The following is an 18223-nucleotide window of genomic DNA, read 5'->3' on the forward strand; positions in this document are numbered from 1 at the left end:
GTTATTTTTCTTCCTTTTTACAGTTTATATAAATCGCTTGCAGCGAGTAAATCCACCTTTTTCTCCGTCAATACCCGGATACAGTTTTCCATATCATTGGGACGGATAATAACATTGGCAGTCTGTCCGTTGGCAAAAGAGTACATATATTCAATAAATACACCTTCATCAGACAGGCAACGAAGCACTTTTGCCAATGAACCCGGAACATTGGGACAGCTGATTCCCACCACATCTGTTACGTTTACGGCAAAATGATTGTCCTTTAAAGCCTTATACGCTTTATCCGGTTCGGAGACGATACCGCGAAGAATACCGAAATCGGCATTCTCGGCTATGCAGAGAGCAGAAAGATTAACACCTTCTTGGGCAAGAACTTCCGTTACCTCCGTAAGGCGACCGGACTTATTTTCCAAAAAAATAGAAAGTTGTTTTGCTACCATAAGTTTACTATTTGAGGATTTACAATTTACGATTATCTATTACGCGTTTCGCTTTACCTACACTGCGTTCAATACTGCGTGGCTCTACCAAACGGACATCTACGCCCAAGCCCAATACACTCTGCAAACGTGCAGTAAGTTTCTTTTTCAAAGCCAGCATCTTGTTAATCTCATCGGAGTAATATTCCGGACGGACTTCCACTTGCAGTTCCATGGTATCCGTATTATTCTTACGGTCGACAAGCAACAAATAATGCGGTTCAAATTCAGGCATTTCAAGAATAACAGATTCAATCTGTGTGGGGAATACATTCACACCGCGTATAATGAGCATATCATCACTACGCCCGAGAATACGATCCATACGTACCAGTGTACGTCCGCAAGCACATTTTTCATAGTGCAAAGCCGTAAGGTCTTTGGTGCGATAACGCAGCAACGGCATACCTTCTTTGGTTAGGTGAGTAAATACCAACTCGCCTGTTTCACCCGGTGCAACCGATTCAAGCGTTTTCGGGTCTACTATCTCCGGGAAGTAATGATCTTCATTAAGATGTGTACCATTTTGGCATTCGCATTCGTATCCCACACCCGGACCCGCTATTTCGCTCAATCCGTAAATATCATAAGCCTTTATACCCAACTTCGTTTCAATATCCCGGCGCATATTCTCCGTCCACGGCTCTGCACCGAATGCCCCGACTTTCAACTTGAACTCTTCACGCGGAAAGCCCGAATCTTTAATGGCATCCGCCAGATACAGCGCATAAGAGGGCGTGCAGCAGAGTACTGTCGAACCGAAATCATGCATCAACGTAATTTGCTTCTCCGTATTACCGCTGGACATAGGAATAACAGAAGCGCCGATATTCTCGGCACCGGCATGAGCGCCTAATCCACCGGTAAAAAGCCCATATCCGTAAGACACTTGAAAAATATCCGAGCTGCCTGCGCCATAAGCTGTAAAAGCACGTGACAAACATTCCGACCAAGCTGAAAGGTCTTTACGCGTATATCCCACCACGGTAGGCTTTCCGGTCGTACCGGAAGATGCATGGATACGAACTATCTGACTCATAGGAACGGCACAAAGCCCGAAGGGATAATTGTCCCGTAAATCGTATTTCGTAGTAAAAGGAAGTTTCACAATGTCGTCAATGCTGTTGATGTCATCGGGAGTAATTCCCAGTTCCTGCATTTTCTTGCGGTAGAAAGGAGTATCATGATATACACGTTCCACTGTCTTTTTAAGACGAATGCTCTGAATTTTACGAAGGCTTTCGCGATCCATGCATTCGATACTTTCGTTCCAAATCATGTTTTTGTTGTATTACATTAATGGTTGTTATTAATTTGATACCGCAAAGATATGTTTTACTTACGAATTCACAAATTTTCGATGTAACTTTCCTATCTTTGCCCTACAATTCTGATGAAATGAACAAATTCGAGTTAACATCCGCCTATCAGCCCACCGGCGACCAGCCGGAAGCAATTGCGCAGCTTACCGAAGGTGTGCGTGAAGGAGTCCCTGCACAGACATTACTGGGTGTGACAGGTTCCGGAAAAACATTTACCATTGCCAATGTCATAGCCAACATCAACAAACCTACGCTCATATTGAGCCATAACAAGACGTTGGCAGCGCAACTATACAGTGAATTCAAAGGATTCTTTCCAAACAACGCGGTAGAATATTACGTATCCTATTATGATTATTATCAACCCGAAGCCTATCTTCCTTCTTCAGACACTTATATAGAGAAAGACCTCGCCATCAATGACGAAATTGACAAACTTCGGCTTGCCGCCACTTCCGCCCTGCTTTCCGGACGCAAGGACGTGGTAGTGGTATCTTCCGTATCGTGCATCTACGGTATGGGAAATCCGGCGGATTTTTATAATAACGTCATCGACGTGCAACAAGGGAAAAATTACAGCCGCAACGTATTCCTGCGCCGGCTTGTAGACAGTCTTTATGTCCGCAACGACATCGACTTGAACCGCGGTAATTTTCGCGTAAAGGGTGATACCGTAGACATTTACCTTGCCTATGCCGACAACCTTCTGCGCATAGTTTTTTGGGGAGATGAAGTAGACAGCATTGAAGAAGTGGACCCTATAAGCGGAGTTACAATCGCCCGGTTCGATGCCTACAAAATATATCCCGCTAACCTCTTTATGACGACCAAAGAAGCCACCCTGCGGGCTATCCACGAGATAGAGGACGACTTGCACAAACAGGTGCAGTGGTTTGAAAACGAGGGACGTCCTTTTGAAGCCAAACGCTTGCAGGAGCGGGTCACCTATGACATGGAAATGCTACGCGAACTGGGCCACTGTTCGGGCATTGAGAACTATTCGCGCTATTTTGACGGACGTGAAGCGGGTACTCGCCCTTACTGTCTACTGGATTTTTTCCCCGATGATTTCCTGATTGTCATTGACGAGAGCCATGTCAGTGTTCCGCAAATACGTGCCATGTATGGCGGTGACCGCGCCCGAAAGACCAATCTTGTAGAATACGGTTTCCGGCTTCCCGCCGCAATGGACAATCGCCCGTTGAAATTTGAGGAATTTGAATCAATGGCCAAGCAAGTGATATACGTCAGCGCCACCCCCGCCGACTACGAACTGATGCAATCCGAAGGTATTGTAGTGGAACAGGTGATTCGCCCCACCGGTTTGCTGGACCCTATCATCGAAGTGCGTCCCAGCCATAACCAGATAGACGACCTGATGGAAGAAATCCAATTGCGCATAGAACGCAATGAACGTACGCTCGTCACCACTCTGACCAAACGTATGGCGGAAGAGCTGACAGAATATCTTCTCAATAACAGCGTAAAGTGTAATTACATACACAGTGATGTAGACACGCTGGAACGCGTAAAAATTATGAGTGATTTACGTGAAGGTGAATATGATGTGCTTGTCGGTGTCAATCTTTTGCGTGAAGGACTGGACTTGCCGGAAGTTTCTCTTGTGGCTATCTTGGACGCGGACAAGGAAGGATTTCTCCGTTCTCACCGTTCGTTGACTCAGACAGCCGGACGTGCCGCCCGTAACGTCAACGGTATGGTTATCATGTATGCCGACAGAATTACGGACAGTATGCAGCTCACCATTGACGAAACCAACCGCCGCCGCGAAAAACAATTGAAGTACAACGAAGAACATGGCATTACTCCCCAGCAAATAAAGAAAGCAAAGAATCTCAATGTGTTTGCCGGTACGGAAGGACTCGCCGAAAGCGGAGCGGGTAAAGAAAAATCTTCCGCAACCACTCCCCGTCCCTATGTGGAACAAGACAGTACCGCTACACTCGCTGCAGACCCGATTGTTCAGTACATGAGTCGCGCCCAACTTGAAAAGAGTATTGAGCGTACCAAAAAACTCATGCAGGAAGCCGCCAAGAAACTCGACTTCATTGAAGCCGCTCAATATCGTGATGAAGTGCTGAAAATGGAAGACCTTCTGAAAGAGAAAACAGAATAGAGCCTAAAAAGCCGGTCTGCATCAAACTGTTTGATGTTGTATTTGTTACTCTTTGTATATAAATCATTTAACAAATAAAATTATGAATACAAAAAGAGGAACGGTAGCATTAACAGCCTTAGCTGCCCTGTTTTCATTAGGCATACAACAAGCGGGCGCATGTACGCGCGCCACTTACATCGGACCGGACAATATGGTTATCACAGGCCGTACGATGGACTGGAAAGAGGATATCATGAGTAACCTCTACGTATTTCCCCGGGGAATGGAAAGAGCCGGATACAATAAAGGTGAAACAGTGAAATGGACTTCCAAGTATGGCAGTGTCATCGCAACAGGTTATGACATAGGTACGTGCGACGGCATGAACGAAAGAGGACTGGTAGCCAGTTTGCTGTTCCTGCCGGAGTCCGTATACGACCGTCCCGGAGATACCCGTCCGGTAATGGGCATCGGCATTTGGACGCAATATGTACTTGACAACTTCGCCACTGTACGCGAAGCTGTAGACGAACTGAAAAAAGAGACCTTCCGCATTGATGCTCCCCAAATGCCTAACGGCTCGGCTTCCACCCTCCATCTGGCTATTACAGACGAAACGGGAAATACCGCTATTCTGGAATATCTGGACGGAAAACTGAGTATCCACGAGGGTAAAGAATATCAGGTAATGACCAATTCACCCAAGTATGAAAATCAATTAGCTATAAACGACTATTGGAAAGAAGTCGGTGGATTACAGATGCTGCCCGGAACCAATCGTTCCAGCGACCGCTTTGTACGCGCGTCATTCTACATCCATGCCATTCCGCAGACGGCAGACGCAAAGATTGCAGTGCCCAGTGTATTGAGCGTGATGCGTACCGTATCCGTTCCGTTTGGAATCACTACCCCGGACAAGCCCCACATATCTTCTACCCGTTGGCGTTCGGTCTCCAATCAGAAAGACAAAGTCTATTATTTCGAATCGACTCTCACTCCTAACCTGTTCTGGCTTGATTTGAAGAAAATAAATTTCAACCCTAAAGCCACAGTAAAAAAACTCTCGCTGACCAACGGAGAAATATATGCCGGAGATGCCGTAAAAGATTTGAAAGACAGCCCCTCTTTCACATTCCTGTTCCAGACACCCATTCTTTGATAAGAGCGTATAAATCTTTATTGAAAATACATATTTAAAGGGCTGCACCGTACGGACAAAAGGGTGCAGTCCTTTTTTGCATACCTGTTTTTCACGTTATCCTTAAGCCTTTCTCATGATTTTTATGTATGTTTGTAGTCAAACTTCAAAGCTGCATATCCAATGGAACTATTAGTATATAAAGCCTCAGCCGGTTCGGGAAAGACCTTCACACTGGCTGTGGAATACATCAAACTTCTGATTATCAATCCCCGTGCCTACCGTCAGATACTTGCCGTAACCTTTACCAACAAAGCTACGGCGGAAATGAAAGAGCGCATTTTAACACAACTGTACGGCATTTGGAAGGAGGACCCTGCATCGGACGCTTATCTGAAACGCATCAAAGAGGATTTGAATCCCTCTCCCCCCCCTGACAAAGAACTGCGCCAACGGGCTGGAATGGCATTGCAATATATGCTGCACGATTACAGCCGTTTCCGTGTAGAGACAATCGATTCGTTTTTCCAGTCCGTCATGCGCAACCTTGCCCGCGAACTGGAACTCAGCCCAAACCTTAACATCGAACTGAATAACGCCGATGTGCTGAGTGACGCTGTCGACAGTATGATTGAAAAACTGACTCCCTCTTCGCCCGTACTTGCTTGGCTGTTGGATTACATCAATGAACGCATTGCCGATGACAAGCGTTGGAATGTCTCCAGTGAAGTCAAGAGTTTCGGACGGAATATCTTCGATGAAAGCTATATAGAACGTGGTGAAGGGCTTCGTCTCAAACTTCGTTCTCCAGAAACGATAAAACTCTATCGGAATGTGCTACGCGAAATGGAAACCGACGCATTGGAACAGATGAAAGGCTTCTACGACCAATTTGAAGGCGAGTTAGACGGTCACGCCCTCGTACCCGAAGACTTAAAAGGCGGTGCACGCAGCATAGGCAGCTATTTTCGTAAACTGCGTGACGGACGATTGACAGACAAGGATGTACTGAACGCTACCTTACAAAACAGCTTGGCAGATGCCAAGAACTGGGCAACAAAAACATCCTCCCGCAAGGATGAGATTATCCGTCTTGCGGAAACCAGCCTGATACCCTTGCTTCAAGATGCGGAAAGACTGCGTCCGCAGAAAAGCCGTACGATAAACAGTTGCCGTCTCTCGTTGCAACATCTCAACAAATTGCAGTTGCTCAATCATATTGATGAAGAAGTGCGCACACTGAACCGCGAACATAATCGGTTTCTGTTGTCAGACACCAACGCCCTGTTACACAAATTAGTGCACGAAGGCGATTCTTCTTTCGTATTCGAAAAAATAGGCGCCAACATCCGCAATGTTATGATAGACGAGTTTCAGGATACAAGCCGTATGCAATGGGATAATTTCCGGCTACTGTTGCTCGAAGGGCTGTCGCAGGGAGCAGACAGTCTGATTGTGGGTGATGTGAAACAGTCCATTTACCGCTGGCGCAACGGTGATTGGGGAATATTGAACAGCTTAGGAAGCAACCAATCCAAACCTCAATTCTGCGACACCAGTCCCCAACTCTCTTTTCCTTTCCCGGTGCGCGTGGAAACATTGAAGGTAAACCGCCGAAGTGAAACGAATGTCATCAATTTCAACAACTGTCTTTTTACCGCTGCGGTCGATTACCTGAACTCTTTGCACTTGGAAGAACTGAAAGAAGAATGCTTCCCGCTGAAACGCGCCTATGCCGATGTAATCCAAGAATCTCCTAAAACAGACAGCAAGGGTTATGTCAAAGTCTCTTTCATAGAGCCTGACAAAGAACAGAACTATACCCAAAAAACTTTATCCGCTATGGGCGAAGAAGTACAAAGGCTACTCTCGGAAGGTGTGAAACTAAATGATATTACCATTCTTGTACGCAAAAATAAAAACATACCGCCTATTGCGGACTATTTCGACAAAGAGTTACACCTTCCCGTTGTATCGGATGAAGCGTTCCGCTTGGATGCGTCTCTTGCCATCTGTATGCTGATAGATGCTCTACGCTATCTGTCGAATCCGGAAGAAAAGATAGCGAAAGCTTCGCTAATTACAAATTACAAATTACAAATTACAGGTGGAGATAAGGCAGAACCGGCAGACTGGCACGACATATTAACGGCTGATGCACGAACAGCACTCCCTGCAGAATTCGTCTCCCGTATGGATGAACTACGCCTGATGCCTCTATACGAGCTATTGGAAGAACTGTTTACACTATTCAACATGGGCGGCATCGAAAAGCAAGACGCTTATCTGTTCTCTTTCTTCGATGCAGTGACGGAATATCTGCAAAACAATTCCTCCGACCTCGATGGCTTTATCCGTTATTGGGACGAAACACTTTGCGCCAAGACAATCCCCAGCGGAGAAATGGACGGCATACGCATCTTCTCCATTCATAAGTCCAAAGGATTGGAATTCCATACCGTCCTCATCCCCTTCTGCGACTGGAAACTGGAGAATGAAACATATAACCAGCTCGTGTGGTGCACCGCCCCCGAACCACCTTACAACGCAATAGACCTTGTTCCCGTCAACTACTCTTCCACGATGGCGGAGTCTGTTTACCGTCAGGATTATCTTGACGAACGCTTACAATTATGGGTGGACAATCTAAATCTGCTTTACGTAGCATTTACCCGTGCCGGAAAAAACCTGATATTATGGAGCAAGAAAGACCAGAAAGGCACAATGGCAGAACTTCTTTCCGCCGCACTGCCTCAAGTTGCCCAAGCGGGTGAAGGCAGTTGGGATGAAGAAGAGAGCATTTATGAAAGTGGAGAGGTATATCCGTCGGAAGAAGAGAATGACAACAGCCAAGCCCTGAACAAGCTTGCACAGAAGCCCGTTAAACTTCCGGTGCATATGGAAAGTATGCGCCACGACATCGAGTTCCGCCAGTCCAACCGTTCCGCCGACTTCATAGCCGGAGTAGACGAAGCCAAGTCCAGCCGGCGTTTCATCAATCGGGGACGTCTGTTGCACACTTTATTCTCTGCCATCGAAACGGAAGAGGATATTGACGATGCCATCAGCCGTCTGGTATTCGAGGGTATCATAGGGCGCACCGAAAAAGAAGAGGAAATACGGGAACTGACCCTCAGGGCGTTCTCGCAACCGCAAATCAAGGATTGGTATTCGGGTAGTTGGCAGTTATTCAATGAATGCGACATTATTTGGCAGGAAAACGGAGAACTGCGCAACCGCCGTCCGGACCGCGTGATGATGCGTGGCGGAACAATCGTGGTTGTAGACTTCAAGTTCGGCAAACCCAATAAAAAATATAACAAACAGGTACAAGGATACATAGATTTACTCATCCGCATGGGGTATGATGCAAATACTATCAGCGGGTATCTGTGGTATGTAGAAGAAGAAATAATAGAGAAAGTATGAAAACGTTCCTTCAATTAGTAGCCCAAGACCTATATTCCAAAATAGGAAACGATCTGTCACGCACAGCTATCGTTTTTCCCAACAAACGCGCCAGCCTGTTCTTTAATGAATATCTGGCTGCCCAAAGCGATCGCCCGTTATGGTCTCCCGCATATGTCAACATCAGCGAACTGTTCCGCCAGCTTTCGCCCTTGAAACCGGGTGATCCTATCCGACTGGTGTGCGAGCTGTATAAAGTATTCCGTGAAGAGACTCATAGCGAAGAACCGTTGGATGACTTCTATTTTTGGGGAGAACTGCTTATCAGCGATTTCGATGACGTTGACAAAAACCTTGTAGATGCCGGCAAACTGTTCAGCAACCTGCAGGAGTTGAAGAATATCATGGACAGCTACGACTTCCTCGATAAAGAGCAGGAAGAAGCCATACAACAGTTCTTTCAAAACTTCTCCATCGACAAGCGCACGCAGCTCAAAGAGAAGTTTATCTCTCTTTGGGACAAGTTAGGAGATATTTACAGGAATTACCGGAAGAATCTCTCCGAACTGGGTATCGCTTATGAAGGTATGATGTACCGCCATGTCATAGAACAGCTTGACACAGACCGGTTGCGTTATGACCGCTACGTATTCGTCGGCTTCAATGTGCTGAATAAAGTAGAAACCCGCTTCTTCCGGCTTCTGCAAGATGCGGGAAAAGCCATGTTTTACTGGGATTATGACATATTCTACACCCGTCTGCCCCACGAACAGCAACCTCCATACATCCACGAGGCAGGCGAATTTATTCTGCGCAACTTAAAGCTGTTTCCCAACCAGCTGCCCGAAACAGCCTTTGACGTCTTGCGGCATCCCAAGAAAATCCGTTTCATCTCTGCTCCGACAGAAAATGCACAAGCCCGCTACCTGCCCAAATGGGTGCGTACTGTCATGAAAAACGACACCGAGACGAGTAAGGAGAAAGAAAACGCCATTGTATTGTGCAACGAATCACTGTTATTGCCCGTACTGCACTCTATCCCCCCGGAAGTGGAAAACGTCAATATAACTATGGGATTCCCATTGGCGCAGACACCTATATACAGTTACATCAACGCTCTTATGGAGTTGCAGACCACGGGATACCGCAGAGATACGGGACGCTATACATACGAAACAGTACTTGCCGTATTGAAACATCCCTATACCCGGCAACTGTCTACCATCTCCGAAGACTTGGAGAAACAACTCACTAAAAACAACCGCTTCTATCCTCTTCCATCGGAACTTAAGAAGGATGCTTTTCTTGAACAGATATTCACCCCGCAAAGCGGCATCTCTTCCATCTGCCGTTACCTCACCGAACTGCTGCGCGAGGTAGCCGTCGTTTACCGTCAGGAAAAGGACAAAGAAGATATTTTCAACCAACTTTACCGGGAATCACTATTCAAGAGCTACACTCTCGTCAACCGCTTGCTCAACTTGATAGAAAGTGACGGACTAAACTTGCAGACAGATACCCTGAAACGTCTGATGAACCGTCTGCTCACCTCGACAAACATCCCGTTTCATGGCGAGCCGGCTATCGGTATGCAAGTAATGGGAGTATTGGAAACGCGTAATCTTGACTTCCGCAACCTTATAATGCTGTCCCTTAATGAAGGCCAGCTTCCAAAATCCGGCGGCGACTCGTCTTTCATACCTTATAACCTGCGCAAGGCATTCGGTATGACTACCATTGAGCATAAGAACTCGGTATATGCCTATTATTTCTACCGCTTGATACAGCGTGCGGAAAATATCACCTTATTATATAATACGGCATCCGACGGCTTAAACCGAGGTGAAATGTCACGTTTCATGCTGCAGTTCCTTGTAGAGTCTCCACACGACATCTCACGCGAATATCTGGAAGCAGGACAATCTCCCCAACACAGCCGTGAGATAGAAATACGTAAAACAGATGAGGTATTGCTACGGATGTACAACACATACGACATCCGGCGACATCCGAATGCACTCTTTTCTCCTTCGGCACTCAACACCTACCTCGATTGCCGGTTAAAGTTCTACTACCGCTACGTTGTCGGGCTGAAAGCACCCGATGAGGTCAGTGCAGAAATTGACTCCGCTCTGTTCGGAACCATCTTCCACCGTTCTGCCGAACTGGTCTATCAAGACCTTACTGCCAATGGAAAGGAGATACGCAAGGAGGACTTGGAACAGCTGCTTCGCAATGACGTCAAACTGCAAACTTACGTAGATACCGCCTTCAAAGAAGAGCTTTTTCATGTACCCGCCAACGAACAGCCCGAGTATAACGGCACACAACTTGTCCACTCCCAAGTCATCGCATCCTATTTGCGGCAGCTGCTTCGCAATGACTTGCAGTATGCTCCTTTCCGCATGGAAGCCATGGAACAGAAAGTAACGGAAACCATCGAAGTAAATACCCCCTTAGGAATCCTGCCTTTAAATATTGGCGGAACGATAGACCGTATGGATAGTAAAAACGATACCCTGCGTATTGTGGACTATAAGACAGGCGGTACTCCCAAAACTCCCGAAAATATAGAACAACTGTTCACCCCTGCTGATAACCGCCCGAACTATATTTTCCAGACTTTCCTGTATGCCGCCATCATGTGCCGCAAGCAAACATTAAAAGTGGCTCCATCCCTGCTGTATATTCATCGTGCAGCGTCCGAAAGTTACTCGCCCGTTATAGAAATGGGTGCACCGCGCCAACCTAAAGTACCGGTCTATAATTTTGCATTTTATGAAGATGATTTTCGTGAACGGCTATTGACACTATTGCAGGAGATATACAATCCTGAAGAGCCTTTCACTCAAACAGAAGACACGAAAAAATGTGAATACTGCGACTTCAAAAGACTATGTAACAAGTAAAGCGATGGGAATGTGTCAAAACAAAAACTCGCTTACTGCTTGTTTCTTTTTAGGCGCGGATTACACGGATTTCACAGATTTTCTTTATTCTTTTTCCGTGAAATCCGTGTAATCCGTGCCTAAAAGAGATGTTCAAGTGTATTTTGACACACCCACACCACTTATCACCTTTTTCATTTATTTCTTCAACGGTATAGAGAAGTAGAATGTAGATCCTTCTCCCTTCTTGGATGTGAACCACAGCTTACCGCCATTCTTTACTACAAAGTCCTGACATAACAACAATCCCAATCCGGAACCTTCTTCGTTGTTTGTACCGAAAGTACTGAAATGCGTGTCGGTATGCAGCAATTTCTTCTGCCCCTCTTCGTCAATGCCGCAACCGCTATCCTTTACGCTGACTACTACCACATCTCCTTGTTCCTCCATTTTCACCAGTACTTCGGAATTCTCGTTACTGAATTTAATGGCATTGCTCAACAGATTGCGAATAACAGTTTTCAGCATATCAATATCGGCGCAGACGGGTAACTTCTCCGGCTTCTCTTCGCGAATGGTAATCTTCTTCAAACCGGCTACCATATTGAATACATCAATCACGCTGTCTACCACCTCCACTACATCAATATCCTGATAAACCACACTCAGACTGCCTATTTGACTTTTTGTCCATTTCAACAGATTATCCAGTAATGAGAATACATCTTCCGTTGTCTGGTTTGCCATTGTCAGCAGTTCGTACATTTCACTGCCAATCTTCTCAACAGGCAGATTAAGAATCAGCATATTCAGCACCATTTTGATAGAACCCATCGGAGAACGCAAGTCATGGGCTATTACAGAATACAGCTTGTCGCGTCCGGCAATGGTACGCTGCAACTCTTCCGTCTTCTTCAAAATAATGCGTTTGGCTGCCACCAATGAAATCTGGTGAGTTACACGAATTATCAATTCTTCCTTATTGAAAGGTTTGGATATAAAGTCATTAGCCCCTACTTGGAAACCCTTCACAATATCTGTCGTACTGTTCAGCGCAGTCAAAAAGATGATTGGAATATCTGCCGTGTCGGGATTGGACTTGAGACGCTGTGCGACCTCAAACCCGCTTAAATCCGGCATCATTACGTCCAGCAGCACCAAGTCCGGATGTTCTTTATCCACCTGCTCCAAAGCCTGCTGTCCGTTGTTTGCCGTAGCAATCGCAAACTTCTCATTTGTCAAGAGTACTTTCAACAACAATACGTTGGACATCACATCATCTACGATGAGGATTTTGTACTCAGAAGGATTTATTTCCATGTTCATCTTTATATTATATTTTTCCCGCTATTGATACTATATTTATTCAAGAACGATATCTACTGAAATATTCAATCATATGGCGTAACCCTTCTTCCAATTCAATAGTGGGCTGCCAATCCAATTTGTTTTTTGCCAACGTAATGTCCGGTCTTCGCTGCTTAGGATCATCGTTCGGCAATGGATTGAATATCAATTTCGACTTAGAACCTGTCAGCTTAATAACTTTTTCCGCCAAATCAAGAATAGAGAACTCGTTCGGGTTACCCAAATTGATCGGCCCCACAAATTCATCTTCCGTATTCATCATGCGTACCATTCCTTCTATCAAATCGTCCACATACTGGAAACTACGAGTTTGGGCACCTGAACCGTAAATCGTAATGTCCTCGTTCCGCAATGCCTGAACCACAAAATTAGAAACCACTCGCCCATCGTTAGGCAACATACGCGGACCATATGTATTAAAAATACGTATAATCTTAATGCGTATCCCGTTCTGGCGGTGATGATCCATAAAAAGCGTCTCGGCACAACGCTTGCCTTCATCATAGCAAGAGCGGATTCCGATTGGGTTTACATTCCCCCAATAACTTTCTACTTGAGGATGTACGACAGGATCACCATAGATTTCGCTGGTTGACGCCTGCATAATCTTTGCATTTGTCTTTTTCGCCAGCTCCAACATATTAATAGCTCCCAACACGGAAGTCTTTATAGTCTTTATCGCATCGTGCTGATAATGTATCGGAGATGCGGGGCAAGCCAAATTATAAATCTCATCGACCTCTGCCTTATAAGGAAACTCAACATCATGAAGTACAAACTCAAAATGGGAATTCCCTTTCAAATGCTCTATATTCTCCTCTGAACCGGTAAAAAGATTATCCAAGCATATTACCTTGTGACCGTCCTTAATCAACCGAGTACACAGATGGGAGCCTATAAAGCCGGCACCGCCGCTAACTAATATTTTTTTCATGCAGCACTATATTCTACGTCCGAAGACTATACAACCAGTTTATTCTGTTTATGTGCTGACAAATGTAGGCGATTTGGTTAAATTATGCAAGTTTGCAAAAGAATTATTTTGAATGTTAAGGAATATATTCCGGCTTATTATCAGGAATACTGAAATCTTTATTGGCAAATAAGTCCGCCAACCCTGAAATTTGCTTCAAACGAAGTAATTCGTCACGATCCATTCCTATATTTTTCATTATCCACTGATCGGACATCCCGGCATGATCCAATTCGGCAACAATGTTGCACATTAGTTCGATGTTATGCGTTCCGCGCGCACGATTATGGCGAATGGTGGATGCCATACGGTTAGACAGTTCCTTGTCTATCACTACAACCGGCAACAAACCGTTTTCACGCTGGTAAATCCGCTGGGAAGTCTTCAACACCTGATAACGATGGTATCCGTCCACTAAAATATAATTATCTTTCTCCTTATCATAATAGCAGACGCAAGGCATCGTAAAGCCGTCTTCCCAAATAGACAGTTCCAACAATTTCATTTCGGGCGGCGCCACTACATTCGGGTTGTAATCATTAGCTTGTATTTTCTCTATAGGAACTGCTTTCACACCATATACCGGACTCTTATCTACACTCATAACATCATATTTTTGAATTGTTCCATTATTTTGTCTCGTTTGTATATCTCTTCTTTTGTCAGTGCAAATCCCATGTACTTACACGCATGGTCATTCTTCAGGATGCAAATGCACATACGTTTATAGGTAGGTATTTCCCGGAATTCTGCAATATCAATATCGTCCAGATAATCCATACGGACGGGTTTCTTGTTTGTTTTGTAATTGGTATAGTTCACCACTTCGATAGGGATGCCTGCGTCTTGCAGTTTCTTGATAGTATTCTCGCTAAGGCACCCTCCTTTAGTTCGCCAGAATTCGATGCTGACAGTCAGCTTTTTCAAATAGTTGCGCCGGGCTTCTTCGGGTAACGTAGAGAGCAGGAATTGCATAAAACTCTTCCAAGTATACCCCTCAGGTATCCGTACACTCTGCCATCCCATGGCATGGGTTCCACCGTAAATACCCGTAAAATTCACGCCATTGACACGTCCTATCATCTTTCCCCAAGTATTAGGGTCTATCACTTTATACAACGCCAAACTTTCCTGTGCTTCGCAAAGGAACGGACTTGCCACACGCTGACGTTCTATATTGACTCCCGCCTTATAATACAAGTCGTATAAATGATTGTAATCGAAACCAAACTTTCCATTGGCCGTCCAAATGTCCGTCGTTTTCCAATCGTATATGGGGTACGCATTATATATGTCATTACCGATTTTAGAGGTCCACCTGTAATTATGGTACATTTGGTATTTGCGATTTAAATGGATGCTGCGCCAACGGTTAAAGCTCTCCTGCGTACGGATGCCTATAAGGAAACAAGTACGCACCGCATCTTTTCGCAAATGCAACCATTTGGCAAAATGCATTTGGTATTCGTAATCCCACATATTCTCCGTATAGAAAGGGAAAGCCTCCTTTGTATAGGCCCCCGGGGGCATCTGGCGTACCCAAAGCTCTTTCATATCCTCATCCCATGGCCGCCAATAGCTTTGATACATAGATGTACAGGTTGTAACTTTGAAAGGCACACATACCCGATAAACCTCTAAGATATCCTTATTGGCTTCTAATATACGATCTACATAGTCTATGGTTACGGTATACTGTATCTCATAGTCCATATGAAACACACATATCTTTCGCTTCAGGTTATTGCGCCGGATATAATCTATGCACAAGTTCAGCAGTACACCGCTATCCTTACCACCGGAAAAAGACACGCATATAGTATCAAACTCCCTAAAAATCAATCCCAAACGTTCCTGTGCAAGTTCGTATACATTTTTAGATGTGACCATAGTTATCTGTCTTTTTTCATTTTCACATAACGGGTCCAGACTTTCTCCTCCGAAAAGCCCAACTCTTTGAAAAGAGAGCAATGTTCCATGAAAGTAACCGAAGTCAATTCTTTACTCGAATCCGTTTCTGATATGACTTTTTCTAATAACAGTTTTAGTGTATCCTCATTATTACCTTCCACATAATAATTATTGATAACATACTCTTTCTTCTTTTCTTCTACCGGTATAAAACCTATAACGTTCTTTTTGTCTATTGCCACAAACCAGACAAAGTCTTCCGATGTGCGAAATGGATAGTTATAATTCTGTTTCAGTATTTCCGGATTCATCACCAATGGCGCCACGAGCTCGTACAGCCGTCTGTCTGTTCCTTGTAGTTGTGTAATCTGTATCATTGTAGTGTTGTCAGGCCAATTTTTCTTTTAATGTTCAAAGATAAATATTAAACTTTATAAAATGAGCGGCTTTTAAATAGATTTAAGAATTGAGCGTCTATTTGTCACAAATTATTCTATTTTTGAGAATACATCACAACTAACTGTCAATCAGATATATACAAACAACCTATCTCAGTATACGACTGAGACACCCTGAGTGTACGGCTGAAGCCCCCCTCTGTCTGATGTAAGTTTTTTAGGCAATAGATCTCGTACGCACTGAGAATAGGTGTATGCAACATTTATTCGAAATTTTCCACATTTTATCACTGTTTTCACCGACTTATTAAAGAATATTCATATATTTGCGCAGTTTTTAAAGAGTATTCCAAAGGTCTTTAAATTTATCCTATTTTTCCAGATTCTTTAAAAAGAATAAACCGCATAAACAAAACAATAATATCGATTATAAACAGTAAAAATTATGATGCTAAACACAAAAAAAAGACCGCTCATAGCTGCGGCTCTACTATTAACATCGTTAGGAATAACCACATCGTGCATCGATAATAGTTATGACTTAAACAAAGATATTGACATGACAGTCAATATAGGTGGCGAACATTTGGCAATTCCCGTAGGATATACGGAGAAAATAACGCTGGATAAAATCATTGAAATTGACGAAGGAGATGATTTGCAGGTATTGGAGAATGGAGAATACCATTTGCTGAAATCGGACAATATTGATGAGACAAATACATCGGTAAAGTTAGTGGACATAAATAAATCAGAGAATAATATTAGTCCAATTAGCATTATTAATGAAAATGAATTCCCTACAGATGTCGACTATACAGCAGAAAATGTAAAAAGTAACGGCTTCATTGATGCAACAGCCACAGAAATAGATCCGGCTGTAATAGAAATCGGTTCTTTGACAGCCATGGATGATGTAAACCTAACCTTGAAATTCAAGCTCGACGGTGCACTAAGCTATAATAAAGCTACAATTAAGACTATGGAAATTGCGTTCCCTGATTTTTTACAATTCAAAGAGCAACTTACCGACAATAAATATACTATAACCAATAAGGAAATTGATAAGAATAACGGTTTAGAGGTTGTATTGCATGTAACCGGATTTACATTTAGTGAACAATACGGTGAGGGGAAAAAAGTTGATGCCGGTACACTCTCGCTTCATGAAGCTGTAAATGTAGAAGCTACTGTTAACGTTACCGAAATCGATCTTTCAAAGAAAGCCTCTTTAAGTATCAAGCCGCAAATCACTCTGGACAAAATGACCGTAAACAGTATGCAAGGTACTGTAAAACCCGATATGAATGTAAAACCCACAGAAGTGGAATTAAGTAATTTACCGGATTTTTTACAAGATGACGATGTTCAACTGGATATTATCAATCCGATTTTCTCATTTAAAGCCAACAACCCCTTAAATACAAATATAGAACTGGATGGAGTTATGACTGGCTATAAGAATGGGACAGTTACTAAAAGCGTAAAAATAGGAAGCGGTAACGGTGGAGAGTCAATTATACTAAAACCAAGTGGACAAAACGAACAAACCATTTCTTTAACACGTATTGCAACCACAATAGAAGGGGTGACTAATGTTGTTGTACCCAATTTAAATGACATAATCGAAACTATCCCCGACAAAATAACCGTCGATTTGGAACCGGCTGTAAAATCCAATGACTATTATAATGTTGGCTTAGGGCAAGACTACATATTAAACAGTAGTTACGACATTGATGTTCCTCTGAGTTTCGGCAGCAATCTGAGAATTGTATACGAAGAGACCATTGACGACTTCGATCTCGACCTTGAAGATGTAGACATCAAAAAAGCGATTCTTTCAATAAACGCAGTCAACACCATTCCTTTAGCAATGGAAATCAAGAATGAGAACGTCAGCGCACTTGATGCGAATGGCAACGTGATAGAAGATATTGATGTAACCGTAGAAGGAACAATCACGGAAAGCAAAGATGGCAAAACTGAAGTTTCAAGCACGTTATCCATCAATCTCAACGCAACGGCAGAAGGTGCAATCAGCAAACTGGACGGTTTGAAGCTGAAAGTAACTGCTGTACCGGGACAAGCCACCGATGTTCAGTTATTAAGCTCACAGTGGATGCAACTGAAAGATATGAAGCTGAAAATACCTAATGGCATCAAAGTAGATTTGAATTAAGAAAAATATATTTCATGCGATACAAACTAAAGAT

12 protein-coding genes are annotated in these 18223 nt (G+C 43.9%); 5 read left to right on the plus strand and 7 right to left on the minus strand.

The window, feature by feature from the left end:
• Positions 1-17: 17 nt before the first annotated feature.
• Both KG118_RS07190 and KG118_RS07195 read right to left on the minus strand, forming a co-directional pair.
• Complete coding sequence (locus KG118_RS07190) at positions 18-443, minus strand: amino acid-binding protein (protein ID WP_117711775.1); 426 nt, start codon at positions 441-443, stop codon at positions 18-20.
• Positions 444-462: 19 nt separating this feature from the next.
• Complete coding sequence (locus KG118_RS07195) at positions 463-1761, minus strand: phenylacetate--CoA ligase family protein (protein WP_117711776.1); 1299 nt, start codon at positions 1759-1761, stop codon at positions 463-465.
• A 119-nt stretch (positions 1762-1880) separates the two neighbouring features.
• On the opposite strand from KG118_RS07195, the gene uvrB reads away from it, so the two are divergent.
• The 4 genes from uvrB (at position 1881) to KG118_RS07215 (ending at position 11378) form a co-directional block, all read left to right on the plus strand.
• On the plus strand, positions 1881-3941 hold the full coding sequence (gene uvrB, locus KG118_RS07200; protein WP_117711777.1) for an excinuclease ABC subunit UvrB: 2061 nt from the start codon (positions 1881-1883) through the stop codon (positions 3939-3941).
• A gap of 82 nt (positions 3942-4023) precedes the next feature.
• Positions 4024-5082 carry a linear amide C-N hydrolase gene (locus tag KG118_RS07205; RefSeq protein WP_117711778.1) on the plus strand — a complete coding sequence of 353 codons (1059 nt, stop codon included), beginning with the start codon at positions 4024-4026 and terminating at the stop codon, positions 5080-5082.
• 162 nt (positions 5083-5244) lie between these two features.
• On the plus strand, positions 5245-8490 hold the full coding sequence (locus KG118_RS07210) for a UvrD-helicase domain-containing protein (RefSeq protein ID WP_117711780.1): 3246 nt from the start codon (positions 5245-5247) through the stop codon (positions 8488-8490).
• Positions 8487-11378: a PD-(D/E)XK nuclease family protein gene (locus tag KG118_RS07215; protein ID WP_117711782.1), complete on the plus strand. Its 2892-nt coding sequence runs from the start codon at positions 8487-8489 to the stop codon at positions 11376-11378. Before KG118_RS07210 ends, KG118_RS07215 begins: the two co-directional genes overlap by 4 nt.
• A gap of 177 nt (positions 11379-11555) precedes the next feature.
• Here KG118_RS07215 and KG118_RS07220 read toward each other — a convergent pair whose 3' ends face one another.
• The 5 genes from KG118_RS07220 to KG118_RS07240 form a co-directional block, all read right to left on the minus strand.
• The gene (locus KG118_RS07220; RefSeq protein ID WP_117711784.1) at positions 11556-12683 is read right to left on the minus strand and encodes a hybrid sensor histidine kinase/response regulator; all 1128 of its coding nucleotides are present in this window, start codon (positions 12681-12683) and stop codon (positions 11556-11558) included.
• Between the two features lie 40 nt (positions 12684-12723).
• Positions 12724-13659 (minus strand): UDP-glucuronic acid decarboxylase family protein, encoded by a 936-nt coding sequence (locus tag KG118_RS07225; protein WP_117711786.1) that lies wholly within the window; start codon positions 13657-13659, stop codon positions 12724-12726.
• Positions 13660-13774: 115 nt separating this feature from the next.
• Complete coding sequence (locus KG118_RS07230; protein WP_117711788.1) at positions 13775-14302, minus strand: IbrB-like domain-containing protein; 528 nt, start codon at positions 14300-14302, stop codon at positions 13775-13777.
• Positions 14299-15588, minus strand: coding sequence for a DUF3440 domain-containing protein (locus tag KG118_RS07235; RefSeq protein WP_117711790.1), 1290 nt, complete (start codon positions 15586-15588; stop codon positions 14299-14301). The genes KG118_RS07230 and KG118_RS07235 overlap by 4 nt, the downstream gene beginning before the upstream one ends.
• Before the next feature lie 2 nt (positions 15589-15590).
• Positions 15591-15986 carry a hypothetical protein gene (locus KG118_RS07240; RefSeq protein WP_117711792.1) on the minus strand — a complete coding sequence of 132 codons (396 nt, stop codon included), beginning with the start codon at positions 15984-15986 and terminating at the stop codon, positions 15591-15593.
• A gap of 466 nt (positions 15987-16452) precedes the next feature.
• Here KG118_RS07240 and KG118_RS07245 point away from each other — a divergent pair, with 466 nt between their 5' ends.
• The gene (locus KG118_RS07245) at positions 16453-18189 is read left to right on the plus strand and encodes a hypothetical protein (RefSeq protein WP_199598789.1); all 1737 of its coding nucleotides are present in this window, start codon (positions 16453-16455) and stop codon (positions 18187-18189) included.
• Positions 18190-18223 lie beyond the last annotated feature (34 nt).

Origin of the sequence: Bacteroides propionicigenes, from assembly GCF_018390535.1 — a bacterium.
In the GTDB taxonomy this organism is placed as follows: Bacteria; Bacteroidota; Bacteroidia; order Bacteroidales; family Bacteroidaceae; genus Bacteroides; species Bacteroides propionicigenes.

Excerpts from the sequence above, each read along its gene's own strand:
- KG118_RS07190 (WP_117711775.1), bottom strand. The coding sequence starts at position 443 with ATGGTAGCAAAACAACTTTCTATTTTTTTGGAAAATAAGTCCGGTCGC.
- KG118_RS07195 (WP_117711776.1), bottom strand. The coding sequence starts at position 1,761 with ATGATTTGGAACGAAAGTATCGAATGCATGGATCGCGAAAGCCTTCGT.
- uvrB (WP_117711777.1), top strand. The coding sequence starts at position 1,881 with ATGAACAAATTCGAGTTAACATCCGCCTATCAGCCCACCGGCGACCAG.
- KG118_RS07205 (WP_117711778.1), top strand. The coding sequence starts at position 4,024 with ATGAATACAAAAAGAGGAACGGTAGCATTAACAGCCTTAGCTGCCCTG.
- KG118_RS07210 (WP_117711780.1), top strand. The coding sequence starts at position 5,245 with ATGGAACTATTAGTATATAAAGCCTCAGCCGGTTCGGGAAAGACCTTC.
- KG118_RS07215 (WP_117711782.1), top strand. The coding sequence starts at position 8,487 with ATGAAAACGTTCCTTCAATTAGTAGCCCAAGACCTATATTCCAAAATA.
- KG118_RS07220 (WP_117711784.1), bottom strand. The coding sequence starts at position 12,683 with ATGAACATGGAAATAAATCCTTCTGAGTACAAAATCCTCATCGTAGAT.
- KG118_RS07225 (WP_117711786.1), bottom strand. The coding sequence starts at position 13,659 with ATGAAAAAAATATTAGTTAGCGGCGGTGCCGGCTTTATAGGCTCCCAT.
- KG118_RS07230 (WP_117711788.1), bottom strand. The coding sequence starts at position 14,302 with ATGAGTGTAGATAAGAGTCCGGTATATGGTGTGAAAGCAGTTCCTATA.
- KG118_RS07235 (WP_117711790.1), bottom strand. The coding sequence starts at position 15,588 with ATGGTCACATCTAAAAATGTATACGAACTTGCACAGGAACGTTTGGGA.
- KG118_RS07240 (WP_117711792.1), bottom strand. The coding sequence starts at position 15,986 with ATGATACAGATTACACAACTACAAGGAACAGACAGACGGCTGTACGAG.
- KG118_RS07245 (WP_199598789.1), top strand. The coding sequence starts at position 16,453 with ATGATGCTAAACACAAAAAAAAGACCGCTCATAGCTGCGGCTCTACTA.